The organism is Pseudomonas farris (assembly GCF_019145235.1).
Lineage (GTDB): Bacteria > Pseudomonadota > Gammaproteobacteria > Pseudomonadales > Pseudomonadaceae > Aquipseudomonas > Aquipseudomonas farris.
Genome location: NZ_JAHSTV010000009.1, coordinates 87,416 through 108,735, shown reverse-complemented (window position 1 = coordinate 108,735; position 21,320 = coordinate 87,416). Strand labels below are relative to the sequence as shown.

General features: G+C 57.3%; 19 protein-coding genes and 3 tRNA genes. 2 read left to right on the top strand and 20 right to left on the bottom strand.

Annotated features, from left to right (window positions below; translation table 11 throughout):
• Positions 1-25: 25 nt before the first annotated feature.
• Positions 26-331 carry a DUF6388 family protein gene (locus KVG95_RS19635; RefSeq protein WP_217857604.1) on the bottom strand — a complete coding sequence of 102 codons (306 nt, stop codon included), beginning with the start codon at positions 329-331 and terminating at the stop codon, positions 26-28.
• 301 nt (positions 332-632) lie between these two features.
• Between KVG95_RS19635 and KVG95_RS19630 the strand changes: the two genes are divergently transcribed.
• A complete protein-coding gene (locus KVG95_RS19630) occupies positions 633-1,178 on the top strand; it encodes a hypothetical protein (protein WP_217857603.1) in 546 nt (181 codons plus the stop codon).
• 9 nt (positions 1,179-1,187) lie between these two features.
• Here the strand turns inward: KVG95_RS19630 and KVG95_RS19625 are convergent.
• The 16 genes from KVG95_RS19625 to rlmE all read right to left on the bottom strand — a co-directional run bounded on the left by KVG95_RS19625 (position 1,188) and on the right by rlmE (position 16,709).
• Positions 1,188-1,263, bottom strand: a tRNA-Thr gene (locus tag KVG95_RS19625).
• Positions 1,264-1,412: 149 nt separating this feature from the next.
• Positions 1,413-3,518 (bottom strand): polyribonucleotide nucleotidyltransferase, encoded by a 2,106-nt coding sequence (pnp, locus tag KVG95_RS19620; RefSeq protein WP_052965657.1) that lies wholly within the window; start codon positions 3,516-3,518, stop codon positions 1,413-1,415.
• 195 nt (positions 3,519-3,713) lie between these two features.
• A complete protein-coding gene (gene rpsO, locus KVG95_RS19615) occupies positions 3,714-3,983 on the bottom strand; it encodes a 30S ribosomal protein S15 (protein ID WP_003176135.1) in 270 nt (89 codons plus the stop codon).
• A gap of 117 nt (positions 3,984-4,100) precedes the next feature.
• On the bottom strand, positions 4,101-5,018 hold the full coding sequence (gene truB, locus KVG95_RS19610) for a tRNA pseudouridine(55) synthase TruB (RefSeq protein ID WP_007900465.1): 918 nt from the start codon (positions 5,016-5,018) through the stop codon (positions 4,101-4,103).
• Between the two features lie 3 nt (positions 5,019-5,021).
• Positions 5,022-5,423 (bottom strand): 30S ribosome-binding factor RbfA, encoded by a 402-nt coding sequence (gene rbfA / locus KVG95_RS19605; protein WP_030128077.1) that lies wholly within the window; start codon positions 5,421-5,423, stop codon positions 5,022-5,024.
• A 159-nt stretch (positions 5,424-5,582) separates the two neighbouring features.
• Positions 5,583-8,108 (bottom strand): translation initiation factor IF-2, encoded by a 2,526-nt coding sequence (gene infB / locus KVG95_RS19600; protein WP_217857602.1) that lies wholly within the window; start codon positions 8,106-8,108, stop codon positions 5,583-5,585.
• 27 nt (positions 8,109-8,135) lie between these two features.
• Positions 8,136-9,617, bottom strand: coding sequence for a transcription termination factor NusA (gene nusA, locus KVG95_RS19595; RefSeq protein ID WP_007900474.1), 1,482 nt, complete (start codon positions 9,615-9,617; stop codon positions 8,136-8,138).
• Between the two features lie 47 nt (positions 9,618-9,664).
• Positions 9,665-10,123: a ribosome maturation factor RimP gene (gene rimP, locus KVG95_RS19590; RefSeq protein WP_010463487.1), complete on the bottom strand. Its 459-nt coding sequence runs from the start codon at positions 10,121-10,123 to the stop codon at positions 9,665-9,667.
• Positions 10,124-10,261: 138 nt separating this feature from the next.
• Positions 10,262-10,338, bottom strand: a tRNA-Met gene (locus KVG95_RS19585).
• Positions 10,339-10,434: 96 nt separating this feature from the next.
• Positions 10,435-10,520 (bottom strand) — tRNA-Leu (locus KVG95_RS19580).
• Positions 10,521-10,542: 22 nt separating this feature from the next.
• A complete protein-coding gene (gene secG / locus KVG95_RS19575; RefSeq protein WP_017336473.1) occupies positions 10,543-10,926 on the bottom strand; it encodes a preprotein translocase subunit SecG in 384 nt (127 codons plus the stop codon).
• Positions 10,927-10,930: 4 nt separating this feature from the next.
• The gene (gene tpiA, locus KVG95_RS19570; protein WP_052965661.1) at positions 10,931-11,686 is read right to left on the bottom strand and encodes a triose-phosphate isomerase; all 756 of its coding nucleotides are present in this window, start codon (positions 11,684-11,686) and stop codon (positions 10,931-10,933) included.
• A 66-nt stretch (positions 11,687-11,752) separates the two neighbouring features.
• Complete coding sequence (gene glmM / locus KVG95_RS19565) at positions 11,753-13,090, bottom strand: phosphoglucosamine mutase (RefSeq protein WP_217857601.1); 1,338 nt, start codon at positions 13,088-13,090, stop codon at positions 11,753-11,755.
• A 16-nt stretch (positions 13,091-13,106) separates the two neighbouring features.
• Positions 13,107-13,958 (bottom strand): dihydropteroate synthase, encoded by an 852-nt coding sequence (gene folP / locus KVG95_RS19560; RefSeq protein WP_217857600.1) that lies wholly within the window; start codon positions 13,956-13,958, stop codon positions 13,107-13,109.
• 8 nt (positions 13,959-13,966) lie between these two features.
• The gene (gene ftsH, locus KVG95_RS19555; protein ID WP_052965666.1) at positions 13,967-15,877 is read right to left on the bottom strand and encodes an ATP-dependent zinc metalloprotease FtsH; all 1,911 of its coding nucleotides are present in this window, start codon (positions 15,875-15,877) and stop codon (positions 13,967-13,969) included.
• Between the two features lie 202 nt (positions 15,878-16,079).
• Positions 16,080-16,709, bottom strand: a complete 630-nt coding sequence (gene rlmE, locus KVG95_RS19550; RefSeq protein ID WP_007900501.1) for a 23S rRNA (uridine(2552)-2'-O)-methyltransferase RlmE — start codon at positions 16,707-16,709, stop codon at positions 16,080-16,082.
• Between the two features lie 101 nt (positions 16,710-16,810).
• Here rlmE and KVG95_RS19545 point away from each other — a divergent pair, with 101 nt between their 5' ends.
• Positions 16,811-17,119, top strand: coding sequence for a YhbY family RNA-binding protein (locus KVG95_RS19545; RefSeq protein WP_007900503.1), 309 nt, complete (start codon positions 16,811-16,813; stop codon positions 17,117-17,119).
• A 9-nt stretch (positions 17,120-17,128) separates the two neighbouring features.
• Here KVG95_RS19545 and KVG95_RS19540 read toward each other — a convergent pair whose 3' ends face one another.
• Genes KVG95_RS19540 through carB form a run of 3 tightly spaced genes read right to left on the bottom strand, consistent with a single transcriptional unit; the run spans position 17,129 to position 21,256 of the window.
• Positions 17,129-17,533 (bottom strand): MFS transporter, encoded by a 405-nt coding sequence (locus KVG95_RS19540; RefSeq protein ID WP_217857599.1) that lies wholly within the window; start codon positions 17,531-17,533, stop codon positions 17,129-17,131.
• Between the two features lie 28 nt (positions 17,534-17,561).
• Positions 17,562-18,038 (bottom strand): transcription elongation factor GreA, encoded by a 477-nt coding sequence (gene greA, locus KVG95_RS19535; protein WP_007942892.1) that lies wholly within the window; start codon positions 18,036-18,038, stop codon positions 17,562-17,564.
• Positions 18,035-21,256 (bottom strand): carbamoyl-phosphate synthase large subunit, encoded by a 3,222-nt coding sequence (gene carB, locus KVG95_RS19530; RefSeq protein ID WP_038978902.1) that lies wholly within the window; start codon positions 21,254-21,256, stop codon positions 18,035-18,037. Before carB ends, greA begins: the two co-directional genes overlap by 4 nt.
• Positions 21,257-21,320 lie beyond the last annotated feature (64 nt).

Genomic DNA, 21,320 nt, shown 5'->3' with positions numbered 1-21,320 from the left:
CAGCCTGATGAAGGCTGGCATTTTTTTAGACCACCAGATTGTTCATCTCGCAGTACTCTTCCCACTCCACGCCCAATACCTCGGCCGCCTCCTTGTGCAGCGCCAGGCGCGCGGCCTCGAACTCTTCCGGGGTTGTGGTGTATTTGAGCGTCAATTCCCACGGCTGCAAGCCCTGAGCTTCCGCCTCATCCTCGAACGCCCATTGGATCTGGTCTCTCTGATCGTCGGCTGGCAAGTCCTTGATCTCTTCGGCCAACTGAGGCGACTCAAGCAGGTACTTTTTAAGTGCTTCTTCGTGTCTGGCTTCTTGGGTCAATTCTTTAACGGTCATGGCGTTCTCGCTGATCTGGGGAATGGAAGATGGATCTGGATCATCAAGGATCTCTCTGACGCAAAAAACCGTTTGAAGCCCGGTTTGTCTGGCCTTCAGAACCATTCGGGATCATCTGAAAACTGCTGGGCGATGCTCATGCAGACAACGAATATAGGACGTTTTGTCGAGGATGCACACGGGTCTTTACATCTATCCCACAAAAAGCCACGAACATAAGGTGCAGGAGGCCTTGGAACATAAGTCGAAATCCCAAGTCGTAGCGATGTGCCATATCGTCACTTCACAAGGAACCCCAGTGATGCGCAGTTTTTCGAAGCTTTCGTCTGCCCAGCTTGCCACCGCTGCCCTGCTGCTTGGCAGCCTGACATTGGCCAGTGCCGCTCAAGCGGCTGTCGAAGTCACCTCTGACCCTTCGATGTACTCCGACAAAATCTCCGCCCTCCACAATTCATTCGGTAAGGACACGCTCGTCAGAACCAGTGTCAGCATCGATGATCTGGAAAACCTGCAAAAAACCGTGAAGGCCAATGCCACCGAACTGGAAAGCCAGAAGCGCACCCTCAGCGAGCAGGCCCGTCAGATCGAAGAACTCACACGCAACAGCGGTTCCAGCTCAAACTCCAGCAGCAAGGAGATTGACGATCTCAAGCGCACGATCAATGAGCAGGAGCGCGATCTGAACAACCTTGGCAAGCAAGTGGAAGAGCTAAAGCGCAACAACGGCTCCAGCTCAAGCTCGAACAACAGCGAAATCTCCAGTCTCAAACGGGAGATCAGCGATCAGGATCGCGCGATGGATCAACTCAAGCGCACCGTCGAGGACCTGAGCAGAAAGGTGAAGTGAAGAAGAGAATGGTGCCCGAGACAGGAATCGAACCTGCGACCTTCGCGTTACGAGTGCGCTGCTCTACCGGCTGAGCTACACGGGCTGTGGGCTAAACCTAGCACTGGCTTCGGGGTCCGGCAACTTGTGGCGAGGGAGCTTGCTCAGATATTTTTCTGTACACAAAAAAATGCCCCGCCGCTTTCACGGTGGGGCATTTTTTATAACGTTGAAGCGGTCAGGCGAAGGGGGTGATTAAACGCCCGAAGCCTTGGCTGCTGCTACGTCTTTGATGGACAGCTTGATACGGCCGCGGTTGTCCACGTCCAGTACCAGTACTTCCACTTCCTGGCCTTCTTTCAGGATATCGGTCACTTTCTCAACGCGAGCATCGCTCAGCATGGAGATGTGAACCAGACCGTCCTTGCCCGGCAGGATGTTGACGAATGCGCCGAAGTCGACGATGCGCTCAACCTTACCAACGTAGATCTTGCCGATCTCGGCTTCAGCGGTGATGCCCAGAACGCGCTGACGTGCTGCTTCAGCCGCTTCCTTGGTTTCGCCGAAGATCTTGATCGAACCGTCGTCTTCGATATCGATCGAAGCCTTGGTTTCTTCACAGATCGCACGAATGGTCGCGCCACCTTTACCGATGACATCACGGATTTTGTCGGTGTCGATTTTCATCGCGATCATGGTCGGAGCGTTTTCCGACAGCTCGGTACGCGACTGGCCAATGATCTGGTTCATCTGACCGAGGATGTTCAGGCGCGCTTCCAGGGCTTGGCCCAGAGCGATTTCCATGATTTCTTCGGTGATGCCCTTGATCTTGATGTCCATCTGCAGCGCGGTAACACCTTTGGCGGTACCCGCTACTTTGAAGTCCATGTCGCCGAGGTGATCTTCGTCGCCCAGGATGTCGGTCAGGACGGCGAATTTCTCGCCTTCTTTAACCAGACCCATGGCGATACCGGCAACCGGTGCCTTCATCGGAACGCCGGCATCCATCAGAGCCAGGGAAGCGCCACAGACCGAAGCCATGGAGCTCGAACCGTTGGACTCGGTGATTTCCGACACAACACGAATGGTGTACGGGAACACGTCGGCAGCAGGCAGCATGGCCTGAACCGAACGACGGGCCAGACGGCCGTGACCGATTTCGCGACGACCAGCGCCACCCATGCGGCCACACTCACCTACCGAGAACGGAGGGAAGTTGTAGTGCAGCATGAACGGGTCTTTTTTCTCGCCTTCCAGGGTGTCCAGCAGCTGTGCGTCACGGGCAGTACCCAGAGTCGCGACTACCAGTGCCTGGGTTTCGCCACGGGTGAACAGTGCCGAACCGTGGGTCTTGGGCAGAACACCGACTTCGATGTTCAGCGGACGCACGGTCTTGGTGTCGCGACCGTCGATACGTGGCTTGCCGTTAACGATGTTTTCGCGAACGGTGCGGTATTCGATTTCACCGAAAGCCGCTTTGACTTCAGCGGAAGTCGGCTGACCTTCTTCACCGGACAGGTTGGCAACAACCTGGTCTTTCAGCTCGCCCAGACGTGCATAACGGTCGGCTTTGACGGTGATGGTGTAAGCCTGGGAGATCGCCTCGCCGAACTCGGCACGGATAGCGCCCAGCAGTGCGGTGGCTTCTGGCTGAGGAGCCCAGGTCCAGGTTGGCTTGGCAGCTTCAGCGGCCAGTTCCTTGACGGCGTTGATCACCACCTGGAACTCGTCGTGAGCAAACAGTACAGCGCCCAGCATCTGGTCTTCAGTCAGCTCTTTGGCTTCCGATTCAACCATCAACACGGCTTCCGAAGTACCGGCAACGACCATGTCCAGGCTCGAAGCTTTCAGCTGTTCGTAAGTCGGGTTCAGCAGGTAGCCGGTGCTTTCATGGAACGCAACGCGGGCAGCGCCGATCGGGCCATCGAAAGGAATGCCGGAGATGGCCAGGGCAGCCGAGGTACCGATCATCGCAGCGATGTCCGGATCGGTCTTTTTGCTGGTGGAAACGACGGTGCAGACAACCTGCACTTCGTTCATGAAGCCTTCTGGGAACAGCGGACGGATCGGACGGTCGATCAGTCGGGAAGTCAGGGTTTCTTTCTCGGAAGGACGGCCTTCACGCTTGAAGAAACCGCCAGGGATCTTACCGGCAGCGTAAGTCTTTTCCTGGTAGTGAACGGACAGAGGGAAGAAGCCCTTGCCTGGATCGGCTTGTTTGGCACCAACGACGGTCACCAATACGCTGACGTCGTCGTCAACGGTGACCAATACTGCGCCGGAGGCCTGACGGGCGATACGGCCAGTCTCGAGGGTAACGGTCGACTGACCGAACTGGAATTTTTTGATTACCGGGTTCACGGTGTCCTACCTTCTTTTGTGGCTCTTGGGGAACTTGTCTTCTTGCGAAATTCTTGGGCAATGTCGGGAATCGGCCCAACGCCTGTCCAGGGTAAAACGTATATCCAGATAAAACTTGAGGCTGGGAGCCTGCCATGCGCCAGCGGGAAACCCACTGACGCACGACAGACAACCAACCTCTAGCGCAATCGCTTATTAGCGACGCAGACCCAGGCGACCGATCAGAGCCTGATAACGACCCAGATCCTTGCCTTTCAGGTAGTCCAGCAGCTTACGGCGCTGGTTTACCATGCGGATCAGACCACGACGGGAGTGGTGATCTTTACCGTTGGCCTTGAAGTGACCTTGCAGTTTGTTGATGTTGTGGGTCAGCAGTGCAACTTGCACTTCTGGCGAACCAGTGTCACCAACAGCTTGCTGGTAGTCAGCTACGATTTGAGCTTTTTCTTGAACGTCGAGAGCCATGAGGCAATCCTTTTATCAGGAAACTGTTTCAAAGAAACAGCTTCAACAGGCCAGGGACAAATCCCTGTATCTAAAAATGAGTAGTGACCGTGCCTGTTAACAGCCACACTCGTTCGGTCATTCTGACCGAATCAGTCGACGTGGCGCGATGCGCCCGTCTTCGCTCACTTCACCGATACCGATGAAGCGACCGTTGTGATCCTGTACCCGTACCATGCCGAATTTCGGTGCATCCGGGGCGCGTACCGGTTGGCCGTTAAGCCAGTAGAACGCGCTGTGCTCCGAGAAATGCAACAGTGGCCAGTCCAGCAGGCCGCTGTCCGATGGCATCAGAAAGCGGTCGACCGCTTCGTTGCCGCCTTCGGCATGTACCGCTTCAAGCTCTTCCAGAGTGACTGTCTGTGCAAGCGTGAAAGGCCCGGCCTGGGTACGTCGCAATTCAGCCACGTAAGCGCCACAACCGAGTTGCTCACCGATATCCTCCACCAGGGTGCGGATATAGGTGCCTTTGCTGCAATCCACCGCAAGCCGCGCAGTATCACCCTCGAAGGCCAGTAATTCCAAGCGCGCAATAGTAACAGAACGCGGTTCGCGCTCCACTACTTCGCCTGCACGGGCCAGCTTGTACAGTGGCTGGCCATCACGCTTGAGCGCCGAGTACATCGGCGGTATCTGACTGATTTGCCCACGAAATTTCGGCAGCACAGCTTCGATATCGGCGCGACCAACGGTCACCGGGCGCTCCAGCAAAACTTCACCTTCGGCATCGGCCGTGGTGGTGGTCTTGCCCAGTTGCGCCAGGGTTTCATAACCCTTGTCGGAATCGAGCAGGTATTGCGAGAACTTGGTGGCCTCACCGAAGCACAACGGCAGCACGCCGGTGGCCAGCGGATCAAGACTGCCGGTGTGCCCGGCCTTCTCGGCATTGAGCAACCAGCGGACCTTCTGCAACGCGGCGTTGGAGGTAAACCCCAACGGCTTGTCGAGCAGGATGATGCCGCTGACGTTACGACGGATACGTTTGACCTGAGCCACCGATTACTCCTTGGCGTCTTCGGGTTCAGCCGCTACCGGGTGCTGATTGTCTTCAGCCACCGCACGCTCGATCAGGGCCGACAGGTGCGCGCCACGCACGACGCTTTCGTCGTAATGGAAGTGCAACTGCGGAACGCTGCGCAACTTCATTTCGCGAGCCAGCTGCATACGCAGGAAACCTGCGGCGGAGTTGAGCACCTTGATGCTTTGCGCGATGTCTTCAGCGCTGTCCTGGCCCATCACGGTGATGAAGATCTTGGCGTGACCGACGTCACGGCTGACTTCAACAGCGGTAATGGTGACCAGGCCGACGCGCGGGTCTTTGACTTCACGACGGATCAGCTGTGCCAGCTCGCGCTGCATCTGATCGCCGATACGTTGGGTACGGCTGTATTCTTTTGCCATGTCTTGTTACCTGTTACTGCCCCACGGTGAAACCCGAGGGGTCTGAAAGCGGCAAACGCCCGGCCTGACAAAAGCCAGACCGGGCGTTGCGTTTAGAGTCCGGACGTTGCGCCGCGCATCTGCATGCGGCGGCTCATCGTGGCCCTTGAAGTGCGCGAGTTAGAGGCTGCGAGCAACCTGCACCTTCTCGAAGACTTCGATCTTGTCGCCGACTTTGACGTCGTTGTAGCTCTTCACGCCGATACCGCATTCCATGCCGGCACGTACTTCGGAAGCGTCATCCTTGAAGCGGCGCAGGGATTCCAGCTCGCCTTCGAAGATAACGATGTCTTCACGCAGTACACGGATTGGACGGTTACGGTGAACAACACCTTCGATAACCATGCAACCAGCGATCGCGCCAAACTTCGGCGAGCGGAACACGTCACGCACTTCAGCGGTACCCAGGATGTTCTCGCGAACATCGCTGCCCAGCATACCGGTGAGGGCTTTCTTGACGTCTTCGATGATGTCGTAGATCACGTTGTAGTAACGCATATCCAGACCTTCCTGCTCGACGATCTTGCGAGCGCCAGCATCGGCACGCACGTTGAAGCCGAACAGTACAGCGTTGGAGGCCAGTGCCAGGTTGGCATCGGATTCGGTGATACCACCGACACCGCCACCGACCACACGCACTTGCACTTCGTCGTTACCCAGGCCGTTCAAGGCTCCGTTCAACGCTTCCAGCGAACCACGGACGTCGGATTTGAGGACGATGTTGAGCGTCTTCTTCTCTTCCTGACCCATGTTCTCGAAGATGTTTTCAAGCTTGCCGGCGTGAGCACGGGCCAGTTTGACTTCGCGGAACTTGCCTTGACGGAACAGAGCCACTTCACGGGCTTTCTTCTCGTCGGCAACAACGCTCATCTCGTCGCCAGCGTCCGGGGTACCGTCCAGGCCGAGAATCTCGACAGGGATAGAAGGACCGGCTTCCTTGATTGGCTTGCCGTTCTCGTCGAGCATGGCGCGAACGCGGCCATAGTTCGAACCGACCAGCACCATGTCGCCTTGGCGCAGGGTACCGTCTTGAACCAGAACGGTTGCAACCGGGCCACGACCTTTGTCGAGACGCGATTCAACCACAACGCCACGGCCAGGAGCCGAAGGGGTCGCTTTTAGTTCGAGAACTTCAGCTTGCAGCAGAACAGCTTCGAGCAACTCGTCCACGCCAGTACCGACTTTCGCCGAAACCGATACGAACGGGGTGTCGCCGCCCCACTCTTCCGAAGTCACGCCGTGAACCGACAGTTCGCTACGGATGCGATCGAGATCGGCGCCCGGCTTGTCGATTTTGTTCACTGCAACAACCAGCGGAACACCAGCAGCCTTGGCGTGCTGAACGGCTTCAACGGTCTGCGGCATTACGCCGTCGTCCGCTGCGACCACCAGGATCACGATGTCGGTCGCCTTGGCACCACGGGCACGCATGGCGGTAAACGCGGCGTGACCAGGGGTGTCGAGGAAGGTGACCATGCCACGTTCAGTTTCAACGTGGTACGCACCGATGTGCTGGGTGATACCACCGGCTTCGCCAGCGGCTACCTTGGCACGACGGATGTAGTCGAGCAGCGAGGTCTTACCGTGGTCAACGTGGCCCATTACGGTCACAACCGGTGCACGGGAGAACGCTTCACCTTCAAACTTCAGGGACTCGGCCAGGGAATCTTCCAGGGCGGTGTCGCTGACCAGGGTCACTTTGTGGCCCAGCTCTTCGGCAACCAGTTGGGCAGTTTCCTGATCCAGTACCTGGTTGATGGTCGCTGGAGTACCCAGTTTGAACATGAACTTGATGATTTCAGCAGCCTTGACCGACATCTGCTGGGCGAGATCGCCAACAGTGATGGTCTCGCCGATCTTCACTTCGCGCACAACAGGGCCGGTTGGGCTCTGGAAACCGTGGGCGTTGCGTTTCTTCAGCTTGGCCTTGCCGCGACCACCACGACGGAAGCCATCGCTTTCTTCGTCGGTAGTACGTGGCGCAACACGTGGAGCAGGCGCTTTTTCCTTGACCGAAGCACGATGCGGAGCGTTTTTGCGCTCGCCATCGCCACTGCCACGACGATTGCTATCGTCGGCACGTGGTTTGTCCGGACGACGCTGCTCGTCGCGTTTGCGAGTGTCGGCCGCAGGTGCTGGTGCAGCTGCAACAACAGGCGCGCTTTCACGCACTGGTTCGGCAACTGCAGCAGGCGCTGCAACGGCATCGTTAGTAGCGGTTTGCGCAGCAGCAGGCTGGCGACGCGCTTCTTCTTCGGCGCGACGCTTGGCTTCTTCTTCAGCCTTCTGACGTGCAGCATTTTCTACTGCGCGGCGTTCTTCCTGTTCGCGTTTGCGCTCGGCTTCGATTTCTTCCGGGCTGCGTTGTACGAAGACTTTCTTCTTGCGTACTTCAACGCTGATGCTCTTGCTACCAGCAACACGCAGGGTGCTGGTGGTTTTGCGCTGCAATGTAATCTTGCGCGGTTCTTCCACTTTCGCCTTGTGGCTGCTCTTCAAGTGAGTCAGCAAAGACTGCTTCTCACTATCGCTCACACCTTCATCGGCGGCGGTGTGCGGCAGACCTGCCTCACGCATCTGCTGCAACAGGCGCTCTACCGGTGTTTTGACCTCATCGGCCAGTTGTTTCACCGTGACTTGCGTCATGCACTTCTCTCCTCAGGCCGCGCCTAATTACTCGAACCAATGGGCTCGGGCGGCCATGATCAACTTGCCGGCACGATCATCGTCAATGCCGTCGATGTCGAGCAGGTCGTCAATAGACTGCTCGGCCAGGTCTTCGCGGGTAATTACGCCGCGCACCGCCAGTTCCATCGCCAAATCCTTGTCCATACCCTCAAGCGAGAGCAGGTCTTCGGCCGGATGGGCGTCTGCCAGCTTTTCCTCAGTAGCGATGGCTTTAGTCAACAAACGATCCTTGGCGCGAGCGCGAAGCTCGTTGACGGTTTCTTCGTCAAAGCCGTCGATGTTGAGCATTTCTTCCAACGGTACGTAGGCAATCTCTTCCAGGCTGGTAAAGCCTTCATCTACCAGCACCTGTGCCAGGTCTTCGTCGACTTCCAGCTCGTCGATGAAGTTGCGCAGGATGTCGCCGGTTTCTGCTTGCTGCTTAGCCTGGATGTCCGATTCGGTCATCACGTTCAGGGTCCAGCCAGTCAACTGGCTAGCCAGACGCACGTTCTGACCACCGCGACCGATGGCCTGAGCAAGATTGTCTGCGCCAACGGCGATGTCCATTGCATGGGCATCTTCGTCAACGATAATTGCCGCCACTTCAGCCGGCGACATTGCATTGATCACGAACTGCGCCGGGTTATCGTCCCACAGGACGATGTCCACACGCTCACCGCCCAATTCGCCCGACACTGCCTGGACGCGCGAACCGCGCATACCGATGCAAGCGCCTTGCGGATCAATACGTTTGTCCTTGGAGCGGACCGCGATCTTGGCGCGCGAACCCGGGTCGCGGGACGCAGCCATTACTTCGATCAGGCCTTCAGCGATTTCCGGCACTTCGATGCGGAACAACTCGATCAGCATTTCCGGCGCGGTACGCGACAGGATCAGCTGAGGGCCGCGGTTCTCGGTGCGGATTTCCTTGAGCAGCGCACGCAGACGCACGCCAACCCGGAAGGTTTCGCGAGAAATGATGTCTTCACGGGCCAGCAACGCTTCAGCGTTATTGCCCAGATCGACGATCACGTTGTCGCGGGTGACTTTCTTCACGGTGCCGGAGATGATTTCTCCCAGGCGCTCGCGATAGGCGTCAACGACTTGAGCACGCTCGGCTTCGCGAACTTTCTGCACGATGACCTGCTTGGCGGTCTGTGCAGCAATGCGGCCGAACTCGATGGATTCGATCTTTTCTTCGACAACATCGCCGACCTTGGCGCCAGGATGCGTTTCTGCAACCTTGCTCGGCCAGGTTTCGATGGCCGGATCGTCCAGGTCTGCTTCTTCGACGACCGTCCAGCGACGGAATGTCTCGTAAGCACCGGTGTGGCGATTGATTTCCACACGCAGATCGACTTCGTCCTCAAAACGCTTTTTGGTAGCAGTGGCCAGGGCCAGCTCCAGCGCTTCAAAAATTACGTTTGCCGGTACGCCCTTTTCATTGGATACCGACTCAACAACCAGCAGTACTTCTTTGCTCATCGTACGCCTCGCCTTTCGCAAGCCATTGGATCCGCGGGATCCGCGTCTCAGTCAAAACTGGGAATAATGTTGGCCTTGTCGATCATATCGATCGGCAACAGGAACTCATGGTCTTCAACCTGCACCACGACGTCCTGCTCTTCTACACCGCGCAGAAGGCCCTGAAAGTTGCGCCGACCTTCAAAAGGCGAGCGCAGCTTGATCTTCACTTGTTCACCGGCAAATTTTGCAAACTGCTCAATAGTGAACAGTGGGCGTTCCATGCCAGGCGAGGAAACTTCAAGGGTGTATTCAACGGCGATCGGATCTTCAACATCCAGTACACCGCTGATCTGACGGCTGACGATGGCACAATCGTCCACCAGCACGCCGCCCTCTTTATCAATATAAACGCGCAACATTGAGTGGCGACCTTGAGCCGAAAACTCAATACCCCAGCATTCATAGCCTAGGGCCACGACCACCGGGGCCAGCAAGGCCTGCAACTCTTCTAGCTTGCTCGACACCTGAACCCCCTCGTGCATGTATGTGCATGCTGTGCAAAATAAAAAAATGGGCGAAACGCCCATCCTTGAAACGCCGTTGAACAGCGGCGTTGAAAGTGTCCAGCTAACAAAAAGCCCCTTAAAAGGGGCTCCTTAAACTGGTTGCGGGGGCCGGATTTGAACCGACGACCTTCGGGTTATGAGCCCGACGAGCTACCAGACTGCTCCACCCCGCGACAAAGCTGGGGCGGAAGTATACGACCGATCCCTGACAGGGTCAATGTAACCTTCCACCTACAAGAAAGCCCGCAACAGCGGGCTCTCCTGATAATTGGTACCGAGAAGGGGACTCGAACCCCTACACCCTATGGGCACAACCACCTCAAGGTTGCGTGTCTACCAATTCCACCACCTCGGCAATACTACGTTTGAAACCCTTCTTACTTCTGCTCTTGAGCTGGAGGTACGTCAGTCGCTGGAGTAGCCGACTTTTGCTCTTGAAGCACCGGAACATCATCAGAAGCCGGTTGTTGCTTTGGAACTTCCAACACTGCTGGGTTTGGCAAACCTACTTGAGTCAGCTGGTGAGCCTTCTCTTTAGCAAAGTAACCTAACCCCAAGCTGGTTATGAAGAAACCGGCGGCAAGTATAGCAGTAAACTTACTAAGAAAGGTAGAGGAACCTTGGCTTCCGAACACAGTATTTGAAGCACCTGCTCCGAAAGACGCGCCAGCATCCGCACCTTTACCCTGCTGCAGCAAAACCAGAGCAACTACGCCCAATGCACCCAGCAGATGAAAAACGACTACGACTGTTTCCAGCATTTTTTCAGTTTCCCGCGGCGCGACAAATCGCACCGAACTCATCTGCATTCAGGGAAGCTCCACCAATGAGCCCCCCATCGATATCCGGCATGCCGAACAGTTCGACCGCATTGGCCGCCTTCACGCTGCCGCCGTATAGAAGCCGCACACCTTGCGCGACTTCAGAATTCTCTGCCGCCAACTGAGCGCGAATGGCTGCATGCACATCCTGCGCCTGTTGCGGCGAAGCAGTCAGCCCGGTGCCAATGGCCCAGACCGGCTCGTAAGCGATTACTGCCTTTGCAAAGACACCTACACCCAGCTCCTCAATTATGCTGCCAAGCTGACGCCCGACAACCTCAAGAGTTTTTCCAGCTTCGCGCTCTTCGAGGGTCTCCCCTACGCACAACACCGGAATCAAGCCACATGCCTGTGCCGCTGCGAACTTGCGAATCAGCATTCCATCCTGCTCGCCCATTATCTGGCGGCGCTCGGAGTGCCCGACAAGTACCAGGGAACAACCTGCATCCACTAATTGACTCGGCGCAATTTCACCAGTCAATGCACCTTGCATGGATTCCACTGCAGAATTCTGCGCGCCGATCGAAATCGACTTGCCTTTCAAGCCATCAATCACTTGATTGATATGCAAGCAAGGCGGGAATACCGCGACATCAACACCGCTTGGCAAGGCCAGATGACCAAGGCCGTTGATCAGCTCAGCGACGCTGGCGCGGGTACCGTGCATCTTCCAGTTACCAGCTACCATAGGGCGACGCATGCTGTACCTCGTCGGTCAAAGTGGGCGCAGATGTTACCCAACACAATCATGGCTGGCAAGCCGAAATCAGGCAGAAACTTCAGTTACCAGTTTTGCGAGCTCTTCGGCGTAACCGCGAACCTGCGTTTCGTCCTCGCCCTCGACCATGACCCGCACCAGCGGCTCTGTCCCGGACTTGCGCAACAGCACGCGCCCACGACCGGCCATCGCTTGGGTAACACGGTCACTCGCTTCCTTGACTTTCGGATGTTCGAGCGGACTCGCACCACCGCCAAACCGGACATTGATCAGCACCTGAGGACACTTGCGCAGCGCCTGACGGGACTGAGCCAGGCTTTCTACGCGCCTCTTCAGCGCCATCAACACCTGCAACGCGGCAATGATTGCATCACCGGTGGTGGTGTGACTGAAGCAGACAATGTGCCCCGAGTTTTCTCCACCCACCTGCCAATCGCGCTCCAGCAACTCGGAGATCACGTAACGGTCGCCTACGTTGGCGCGCACAAAAGGAATCGCCAGATCCGCCAGGGCCAACTCCAGCCCCAGGTTACTCATCAGCGTACCGACCACACCGCCCTGCAACTTGCCGCGCTCTTGCAGATCGCGAGCAATGATAAACAACAACTCGTCGCCGTCGACGACAGTGCCAGTGTGATCGACCATCTGGACCCGATCACCATCACCGTCAAAGGCAATACCCAAATCGGCGTGCTCGGCCAATACGGCAGCTTGCAGCGGTTCCATATGGGTCGAACCGCAATTCTCATTGATGTTCAGGCCATTGGGATGAGCAGAAAGCACAACGACATCGGCCCCCAGCTCACGGAACACACTAGGCGCCACTTTATAGGTCGCACCGTGGGCACAGTCGATCACGATCTTCAGCCCAGCGAAACTGGTGCCGGTCGGAACGCTGCTCTTGCAGAATTCGATATAACGGCCCGAGGCATCGTTGATTCGCGATACCTTGCCGATCTTGCTCGATTCAACCACGGTCATCGGGGTGTCGAGCAGCTCCTCGATCATCAGCTCGACTTCATCCGGAAGCTTGGTGCCCTTTCCGGAGAAAAACTTGATGCCGTTGTCGTCATGAGGGTTGTGCGAAGCGCTGATCACGATGCCGGCTTCGGCATGAAAGGTGCGTGTCAGATAGGCGATGGCCGGCGTCGGCATCGGCCCCAGGAGCATCACATCAGCACCTGCCGAGGTCAGCCCGGCCTCAAGCGCCGATTCGAACATGTAACCGGAGATCCGGGTGTCCTTGCCCACGAGCACCTTGCAGGCACCCATGCTGCGAAATGCCATGCCTGCCGCCCAGCCAAGCTTGAGCATGAAATCAGGAGTAATCGGGTATTCACCGACCCGACCACGAATGCCGTCGGTGCCAAAGTATTTTTTGCTCATAAGTACTCCATCATTCTTATTCGGCTGATTCTACTGCGGCAATCATTCGCACTACGTCGACCGTTTCAGCCACATCATGGACGCGCAATATACGCGCCCCCTTGATTGAAGCCAGTGCCGCGAGCGCTAAACCGCCATGCAGGCGCTCTCCCACCGGCCGATTCAAGGCTTGCCCGATCATGCTCTTTCGCGAAACCCCGACCAACAGGGGCCGCCCCAAGGCATGCAAGGCCTCCATATGCTTAAACAAACTCAAGTTGTGCTGCAAGGTTTTCGCGAAGCCGAAGCCCGGATCGAGGATGATCCGCTCGGCAGGGATGCCTACCGACGCACACTGGAGCATCCGCTCGGCGAGAAACTCGCCAACCTCTTTCGTCACATCCTGGTACTGCGGATTGTCCTGCATGTCGCCCGGTTCACCGAGCATATGCATCAGACACACCGGCAAACCGGTGGCTGCAGCTGCATCCAGGGCTCCGTCTCGGCGTAACGAACGCACATCATTGATCAAACCCGCCCCCAGTCTTGCGGTTTCACGCATAACTGCCGGTGTGGAGGTATCGACCGAGATAATCACATCGAGTTCACGATGAATACGCTCGACGACAGGCGCTACACGCTCCATCTCCTCAAGGGGAGAAACCGCCCTGGCGCCGGGCCGGGTCGATTCACCACCGACGTCAATCAGTGTCGCGCCAGCCGCCACCATCGCCTCGGCGTGGCGCAGCGCCGCATCGAGCTGACTGTATTGGCCACCATCAGAAAAGGAGTCGGGAGTGACATTGAGAATGCCCATGACATGCGTCTGGGCCAAATCAAGAACCCGGTTGCCGCAAGGCAACCGGGTCGAGGACTGAACAGAAGTCATTTCAAACCTTATACGTCAGCAGCCGGGCCACCGATTGGTGTTTCCGGACGCCCATCCTGCACCGCCGGAGGCGTACCGGATGTATCACTACCGCCAGACCAGTCGCGAGGTTCGCGAGGGGTACGACCCGCCATGATGTCATCGATCTGATCGGCATCGATCGTCTCGTACTTCATCAAGGCATCAGCCATGGCATCGAGCTTGTCGCGGTTATCCGTGAGGATCTGCTTGGCCGTGCCGTAGCACTGGTCAATGATGCTGCGTACTTCGGAATCGATCAGCTTGGCTGTCTCGCCGGAGAAGCTGGCATGTTGACCACCGCCGCCACGACCGAGGAACACTTCGCCCTCTTCTTCGGCGTACATCAATGGGCCGAGTTTTTCCGACAAGCCCCACTTGGTCACCATGTTCCGTGCGATCTGGCTGGCACGCATGATGTCGTTGGATGCTCCGGTGGTGACACCGTCGAAGCCCAGGGTCATCTCTTCAGCGATACGACCGCCGTACAGCGAGCAGATCTGACTGATCAGCGCACGCTTGGACAGGCTGTAGCGATCTTCTTCCGGCAGGAACATGGTCACACCAAGCGCGCGACCGCGCGGGATGATCGACACCTTGTAGACCGGATCATGCTCAGGGACGACGCGACCGACGATAGCGTGGCCAGCTTCGTGATAAGCAGTGTTCTGCTTCTCTTTCTCGGACATGACCATGGATTTGCGCTCGGCACCCATCATGATCTTGTCTTTGGCCAGTTCGAACTCTTTCATCTCGACGATGCGCTTGCCGGCACGGGCTGCGAACAACGATGCCTCGTTCACCAGGTTGGCCAGGTCGGCACCAGAGAAACCAGGAGTACCACGCGCGATCACGGCCGGAGCGACGTCGTCACCCATTGGCACTTTGCGCATGTGGACTTTGAGAATCTGCTCGCGACCACGGATATCCGGCAGACCGACCACGACCTGGCGGTCGAAACGGCCCGGACGCAGCAATGCAGGGTCTAGCACATCGGGACGGTTGGTCGCTGCAATGACGATGATGCCGTCATTCATTTCGAAGCCGTCCATCTCTACCAGCAACTGGTTGAGTGTCTGTTCGCGCTCGTCGTGACCGCCGCCCATGCCGGCACCACGGTGGCGACCGACGGCGTCGATTTCATCGATGAAGATGATGCATGGCGCGTGCTTCTTCGCCTGCTCGAACATGTCACGAACACGACTGGCACCGACACCGACGAACATTTCGACGAAATCGGAACCGGAAATGGTAAAGAACGGCACTTTGGCTTCGCCGGCAATCGCCTTGGCGATCAAGGTTTTACCCGTACCAGGAGGACCGACCATCAGCACGCCACGAGGAATGCGACCGCCCAAACGCTGGAACTTGCCCGGATCACGCAGGAACTCGACCAACTCGCCAACTTCTTCCTTGGCTTCGTCGCAACCGGCAACGTCAGCCAACGTGGTTTTCACCTGATCTTCGGAGAGCAGGCGCGCCTTGCTCTTGCCGAAGCTCATCGGCCCGCCCTTGCCACCGGCACCGCCCTGCATCTGCCGCATGAAGAACATGAAGACAGCGATGATCACCAGGATCGGGAAGCTTGCAACCAGGAGTTGAGTCCAGATGCTTTGCTGCTCAGGCTGCTTGCCTTCGACTACCACGTGGTTATCCACGAGGTCGCCGATCAGGCCATTGTCCTGGATTGCCGGACGAATGGTCTTGAAGCTGTCGCCATCGTTGCGCTTGCCGGTAATCACGTAGCCATCAACCGCTACGCGCTCGACCTTGCCATCCTTGACCTGCTGGATGAAGTCGGAATAGTTGAGGGTCTGCGGCTCGTTAGGGCTGGAGAAGTTGTTCATCACTGTCACCAGGACAGCCGCGATGATCAACCACAGGATCAGATTCTTTGCCATATCGTTCAATTAACTACCCTCTGAAGCAAGCTCCGCTAATGGCGCGTGCTTCGCATGATATTCACCGGCCTAACTTACTACATTACCTACGGCTCTGGCAGGCGCCGTCTGTAACCCTTTGTGAAACACTTTCTACACAATATTCGCTAATGCTCACGGGACGAAATACGAAAATCCTATCGACCCGCAAAAAAACCTCGATTTACTCACTACGGCCGCGGTAGCCCCAAGCCAGCATGTATTGCTCGCGGGAACTGCCACGGGAAGAGTCCGGCTTGATCATCTGGACCTTGTCGAATTTCTGACGAGCGTCCTTCACGTAAGCATCAAACCCTTCGCCCTGAAACACCTTGATCACGAAATTACCACCCGGCTTGAGTATCCGAGCCGCCAGATCAAGAGCCAGCTCACATAGAAACATGGCTTTTGGCATGTCCACCTCAGGCGTACCACTCATATTGGGGGCCATATCGGAAATCACAAGGTCCACCTGCGAATTACCCACGGCTTCAAGGATCTGTGCGAGCACTTCGTCCTGGGTGAAGTCACCCTGGATGAAAGTCACGTCCGGAATGCTGTCCATTTCCAGGATGTCCGAGGCGATCAGACGCCCCTGACCACCGATCAGCCGACTAGTGACCTGCGACCAGCCGCCGGGCGCCGCACCCAGGTCGACAACGCTCATACCCGGACGGATCAGCTTGTATTTCTCCTGGACCTCCAGAAGCTTGTAACTCGCACGCGAGCGGTAACCATCCTTCTGCGCCTGCTTCACATAGGGATCATTGACATGTCTTTTCAGCCAACCAAGGCTTGTCTTGGAACGCGCCATTGGGCACCTCGATGATAAGGGTCGTGATTAATTGGGCGGATCCACGAACCCTCGGGTAAAATGGCCGCCATTTTACAGAATCCAGACTAAAGGGTCAGATTATGCCGCTCACTCAAGAGCAGAAGAAACAGTACAAATCCATTGGCCACCATCTGAAACCAGTTTTGATTGTGGCTGACAACGGTTTGACTGAAGGTGTGTTAGCCGAACTTGAACGCGCTTTGGCGGATCACGAGCTGATCAAAATCAAGCTCAACATCCTCGATCGCGAATCGCGCCTGGCAGCCATTGCAGAACTCTGCAAGGCCGGCAAAGCCGATCTGGTTCAGGTCATCGGCAAGATGGCACTGATTTACCGCAAGAACTTCAGCGTCAACAAGCAGCTGTCGAACGTCCATCGCTTCAAGTGATGACAAGGGTCAAGGGTGTGCTTCGCGCACCCTCACACTCCATCCCGGCACCGGTTGCATCACCAGCACCAGCCCGGAAAACCCCAGAACAAGATAGCTGAACAGCTGCCAATGCACCGCCTGCGGCCAGCCGACGTGGACTGCGAAATACATCGCGCCCCCAAACAGCGCCATCATCAGCAGTTGCCCACGAATATCGCGCCATAGACTGGCAAGGCCCTTGGCCTGAACCAGCACCAAAGCCTGAAAACCCACACACGCCGTGGCAAATCCCACCATCAGCGTATTCAGCATGCCTGCGATTTCGTCGATCAGCAGCGGTGCCAGGCCTATTCGCCCCAGCACCGGCAGCAGACCAACGTGCAACAGCCACAGGCCGCCAACCCACAACATTTGGGTTAGTTGCCAAAGCATGGCGCCCGCACGTAGCGGGCGCCTTCTTTCAGAGGTGGCGAACTTCGACAATCTCGTACTCGATAACGCCACCCGGCGTTTTCACGGCGACCACATCCCCCTCTTCCTTGGCAATCAAGGCGCGGGCCAGTGGCGAACCCACCGAAATCTTACCAAGTTTGAAGTCAGCCTCATCCTCACCCACGATGTGGTAAGTGACGCGCTCATCAGTCTCGACGTTAGCGATTTCAACGGTGGTGCCGAAAATCACTTTGCCGGTGTGAGGAATGGTCGTGACATCGATGATGACCTGATTCTGAATCCGGCCTTCAATGTCACGAATCCGCGCCTCGACCATACCCTGCTGCTCGCGAGCAGCGTGGTATTCGGCGTTTTCCTTCAAGTCACCCAACTCGCGGGCCGTACCGATGTCCTGGCTAAGCTTCGGACGGACGACCTTGGTCAGGTGAGCGTGTTCTTCTTCCAGGGCTTTCGCGCCCTGGACGGTCATTGGGTATTTGATCATGCCTTCAATCCTGCGTGTAGATCCTGCAAGCGGCGCACGGTCTTCTCGGGACCGAACTTCAGCGCTTCGCAGATAGCTTCGCCAGCAGCAATGGTAGTGGTGCAGTAGATCTTGTGCTGCAAGGCATTACGACGAATGGAGTAGGAATCGGCGATCGACTGGCGACCTTCGGTGGTGTTGATGATCAGAGTGACTTCGTCATTCTTGATCATGTCGACCACGTGCGGACGACCCTCGGTTACCTTGTTCACACGACGCACTTTCAGGCCTGCGGCTTCGATCAGCTTGGCAGTACCGGCAGTGGCGACCACTTCGAAGCCCAAGTTGATCAGATCACGGGCCACGCCTGCAACCAGTGGCTTGTCATCGTCACGCACGCTGATGAACGCGGTGCCGCCAGTCGGCAGTACTTCGCTGGCACCCATCTGGGCTTTGGCAAAGGCTTCGCCGAAGGTGTCGCCCACGCCCATCACTTCACCGGTGGACTTCATCTCTGGGCCCAGGATCGGGTCCACGCCAGGGAATTTGGCGAATGGGAACACCGCCTCTTTCACGCTGTAGAAGTTCGGAATGATTTCTTTGGTGAAGCCGATTTCCTTCAGGGTTTTACCGGCCATCACGCGAGCCGCGATCATTGCCAGGGAAACACCGATGCACTTGGACACGAACGGAACGGTACGGGAAGCGCGCGGGTTGACTTCGATGACGTAGATGTCTTCGCCTTGCAGCGCCAACTGAACGTTCATCAGGCCGACAACGCCCAGCTCCAGGGCCATTTTCTTGACCTGTTCGCGCATCTCGTCCTGGATGTGAGCAGGCAGCGAGTACGGCGGCAGGGAGCACGCGGAGTCACCGGAGTGAACGCCGGCCTGCTCGATGTGCTGCATGATCGCGCCGATCACCACGTCGGTGCCGTCGCAGACCGCATCCACGTCCATTTCGATCGCGCAATTGAGGAAGTGATCGAGCAACACCGGGCTGTCGTTGGACACTTTCACCGCATCACGCAAGTAGCGCTTGAGTTCTTCTTCTTCGTAGACGATTTCCATCGCACGGCCGCCCAGTACGTAGGACGGACGAACCACCAACGGATAACCGATCTTGGCCGCGGCACGAATCGCTTCGTCTTCGCTGCGCACGGTGGCGTTTGGCGGCTGACGCAGGTTCAGGCGCTCAACCATTTGCTGGAAGCGCTCACGATCTTCGGCACGGTCGATGGCGTCAGGGCTGGTGCCGATGATTGGCACGCCGGCTTCTTCCAGGGCTCGCGCCAGTTTCAGCGGGGTTTGGCCGCCGTACTGGACGATCACGCCTTTCGGCTTCTCGACGCGGACGATTTCCAGTACGTCTTCCAAGGTCACTGGTTCGAAGTACAGGCGATCGGAGGTGTCGTAGTCGGTGGAAACGGTTTCCGGGTTGCAGTTGACCATGATGGTCTCGTAACCGTCTTCGCGCAGGGCCAGTGCCGCGTGTACGCAGCAATAGTCGAACTCGATACCCTGGCCGATACGGTTTGGACCGCCGCCGAGGATCATGATCTTGTCGCGGCCCGACGGCGCGGCTTCGCACTCTTCCTCGTACGTCGAGTAGAGGTAAGCGGTGTCGGTGGCGAACTCGGCCGCGCAGGTGTCAACGCGCTTGTAGACCGGGAAGATTTCCAGCTTGTGACGGTGGCGACGCAGAGCCTTCTCGGTCACGCCCAGCAGCTTGGCCAGACGCATGTCGGAGAAACCTTTGCGCTTGAGGCGGAACATCAAGTCGTGGTCGATGCTGGCCAGACCCAGGGTCTTGACCTTCTCTTCTTCCTTGATCAGATCTTCGATCTGCACCAGGAACCACGGGTCGATCATGTTCATGCCGAAAATGTCTTCGACCGACAGGCCGGCGCGGAACGCGTCAGCGACGTACCAGATACGCTCGGCGCCCGGCACGGTCAGTTCGCGCTTGAGGATGCTCATGCTTTCCGGGTTGCTCAGGTCGAGCTTCTCGTCCAGGCCGCAAACGCCCACTTCCAGACCGCGCAGGGCTTTCTGCAGGGATTCCTGGAAGGTCCGGCCGATGGCCATGACTTCACCGACCGACTTCATTTGAGTGGTCAGGCGCGCGTCGGCTTTCGGGAATTTCTCGAAGGCGAAGCGTGGCAGCTTGGTCACTACGTAGTCGATGGAAGGCTCGAAGGATGCAGGAGTAGCGCCGCCGGTGATTTCGTTCTGCAGCTCGTCCAGGGTGTAGCCGATCGCCAGCTTGGCAGCGATACGCGCAATCGGGAAACCAGTGGCTTTCGAGGCCAGTGCCGAAGAGCGGGATACACGCGGGTTCATCTCGATCACGACCATGCGGCCGGTGTCCGGGCAGATACCGAACTGAACGTTGGAGCCGCCGGTTTCCACGCCGATCTCACGCAGTACCGCCAACGAGGCGTTACGCATGATCTGGTATTCCTTGTCCGTCAGGGTTTGTGCCGGAGCAACGGTGATCGAGTCACCGGTGTGCACGCCCATCGGGTCAAAGTTTTCGATGGAGCAGACGATGATGCAGTTGTCCTTCTTATCGCGGACAACCTCCATCTCGTACTCTTTCCAGCCGATCAGCGATTCGTCGATCAGCAACTCTTTGGTCGGCGACAGGTCCAGACCGCGGGCGCAGATTTCTTCGAACTCTTCACGGTTGTAAGCGATACCGCCACCGGTGCCGCCCATGGTGAAGGACGGACGAATGATGCACGGGAAGCCGAGACGCTCGAGAACCGCGTTGGCTTCTTCCATGCTGTGGGCGATACCCGAACGCGGGCAGTCCAGGCCGATGGATTTCATCGCCTTGTCGAAACGCGAACGGTCTTCAGCCTTGTCAATGGTGTCCGCGTTGGCGCCGATCATCTCTACGCCGAACTTCTCCAGAACGCCTTCGCGCTCCAGGTCCAGTGCACAGTTCAGAGCGGTCTGGCCACCCATGGTTGGCAGCAGCGCGTCCGGACGCTCTTTCTCGATGATCTTGGCAACGGTCTGCCACTTGATCGGCTCGATGTACGTGGCGTCGGCCATGTCCGGGTCGGTCATGATGGTCGCCGGGTTGGAGTTCACCAGGATGACGCGGTAACCCTCTTCGCGCAGGGCTTTACAGGCCTGGGCGCCGGAGTAGTCGAATTCGCAGGCCTGGCCGATCACGATCGGGCCAGCGCCGAGAATCAGGATGCTTTTAATGTCTGTACGTTTTGGCATGGGTTGTCACTCAAATCCGCAGGTCAGTCGGCAAGCCGTCTTGTTCAATCTCTGAAGCCTTGAG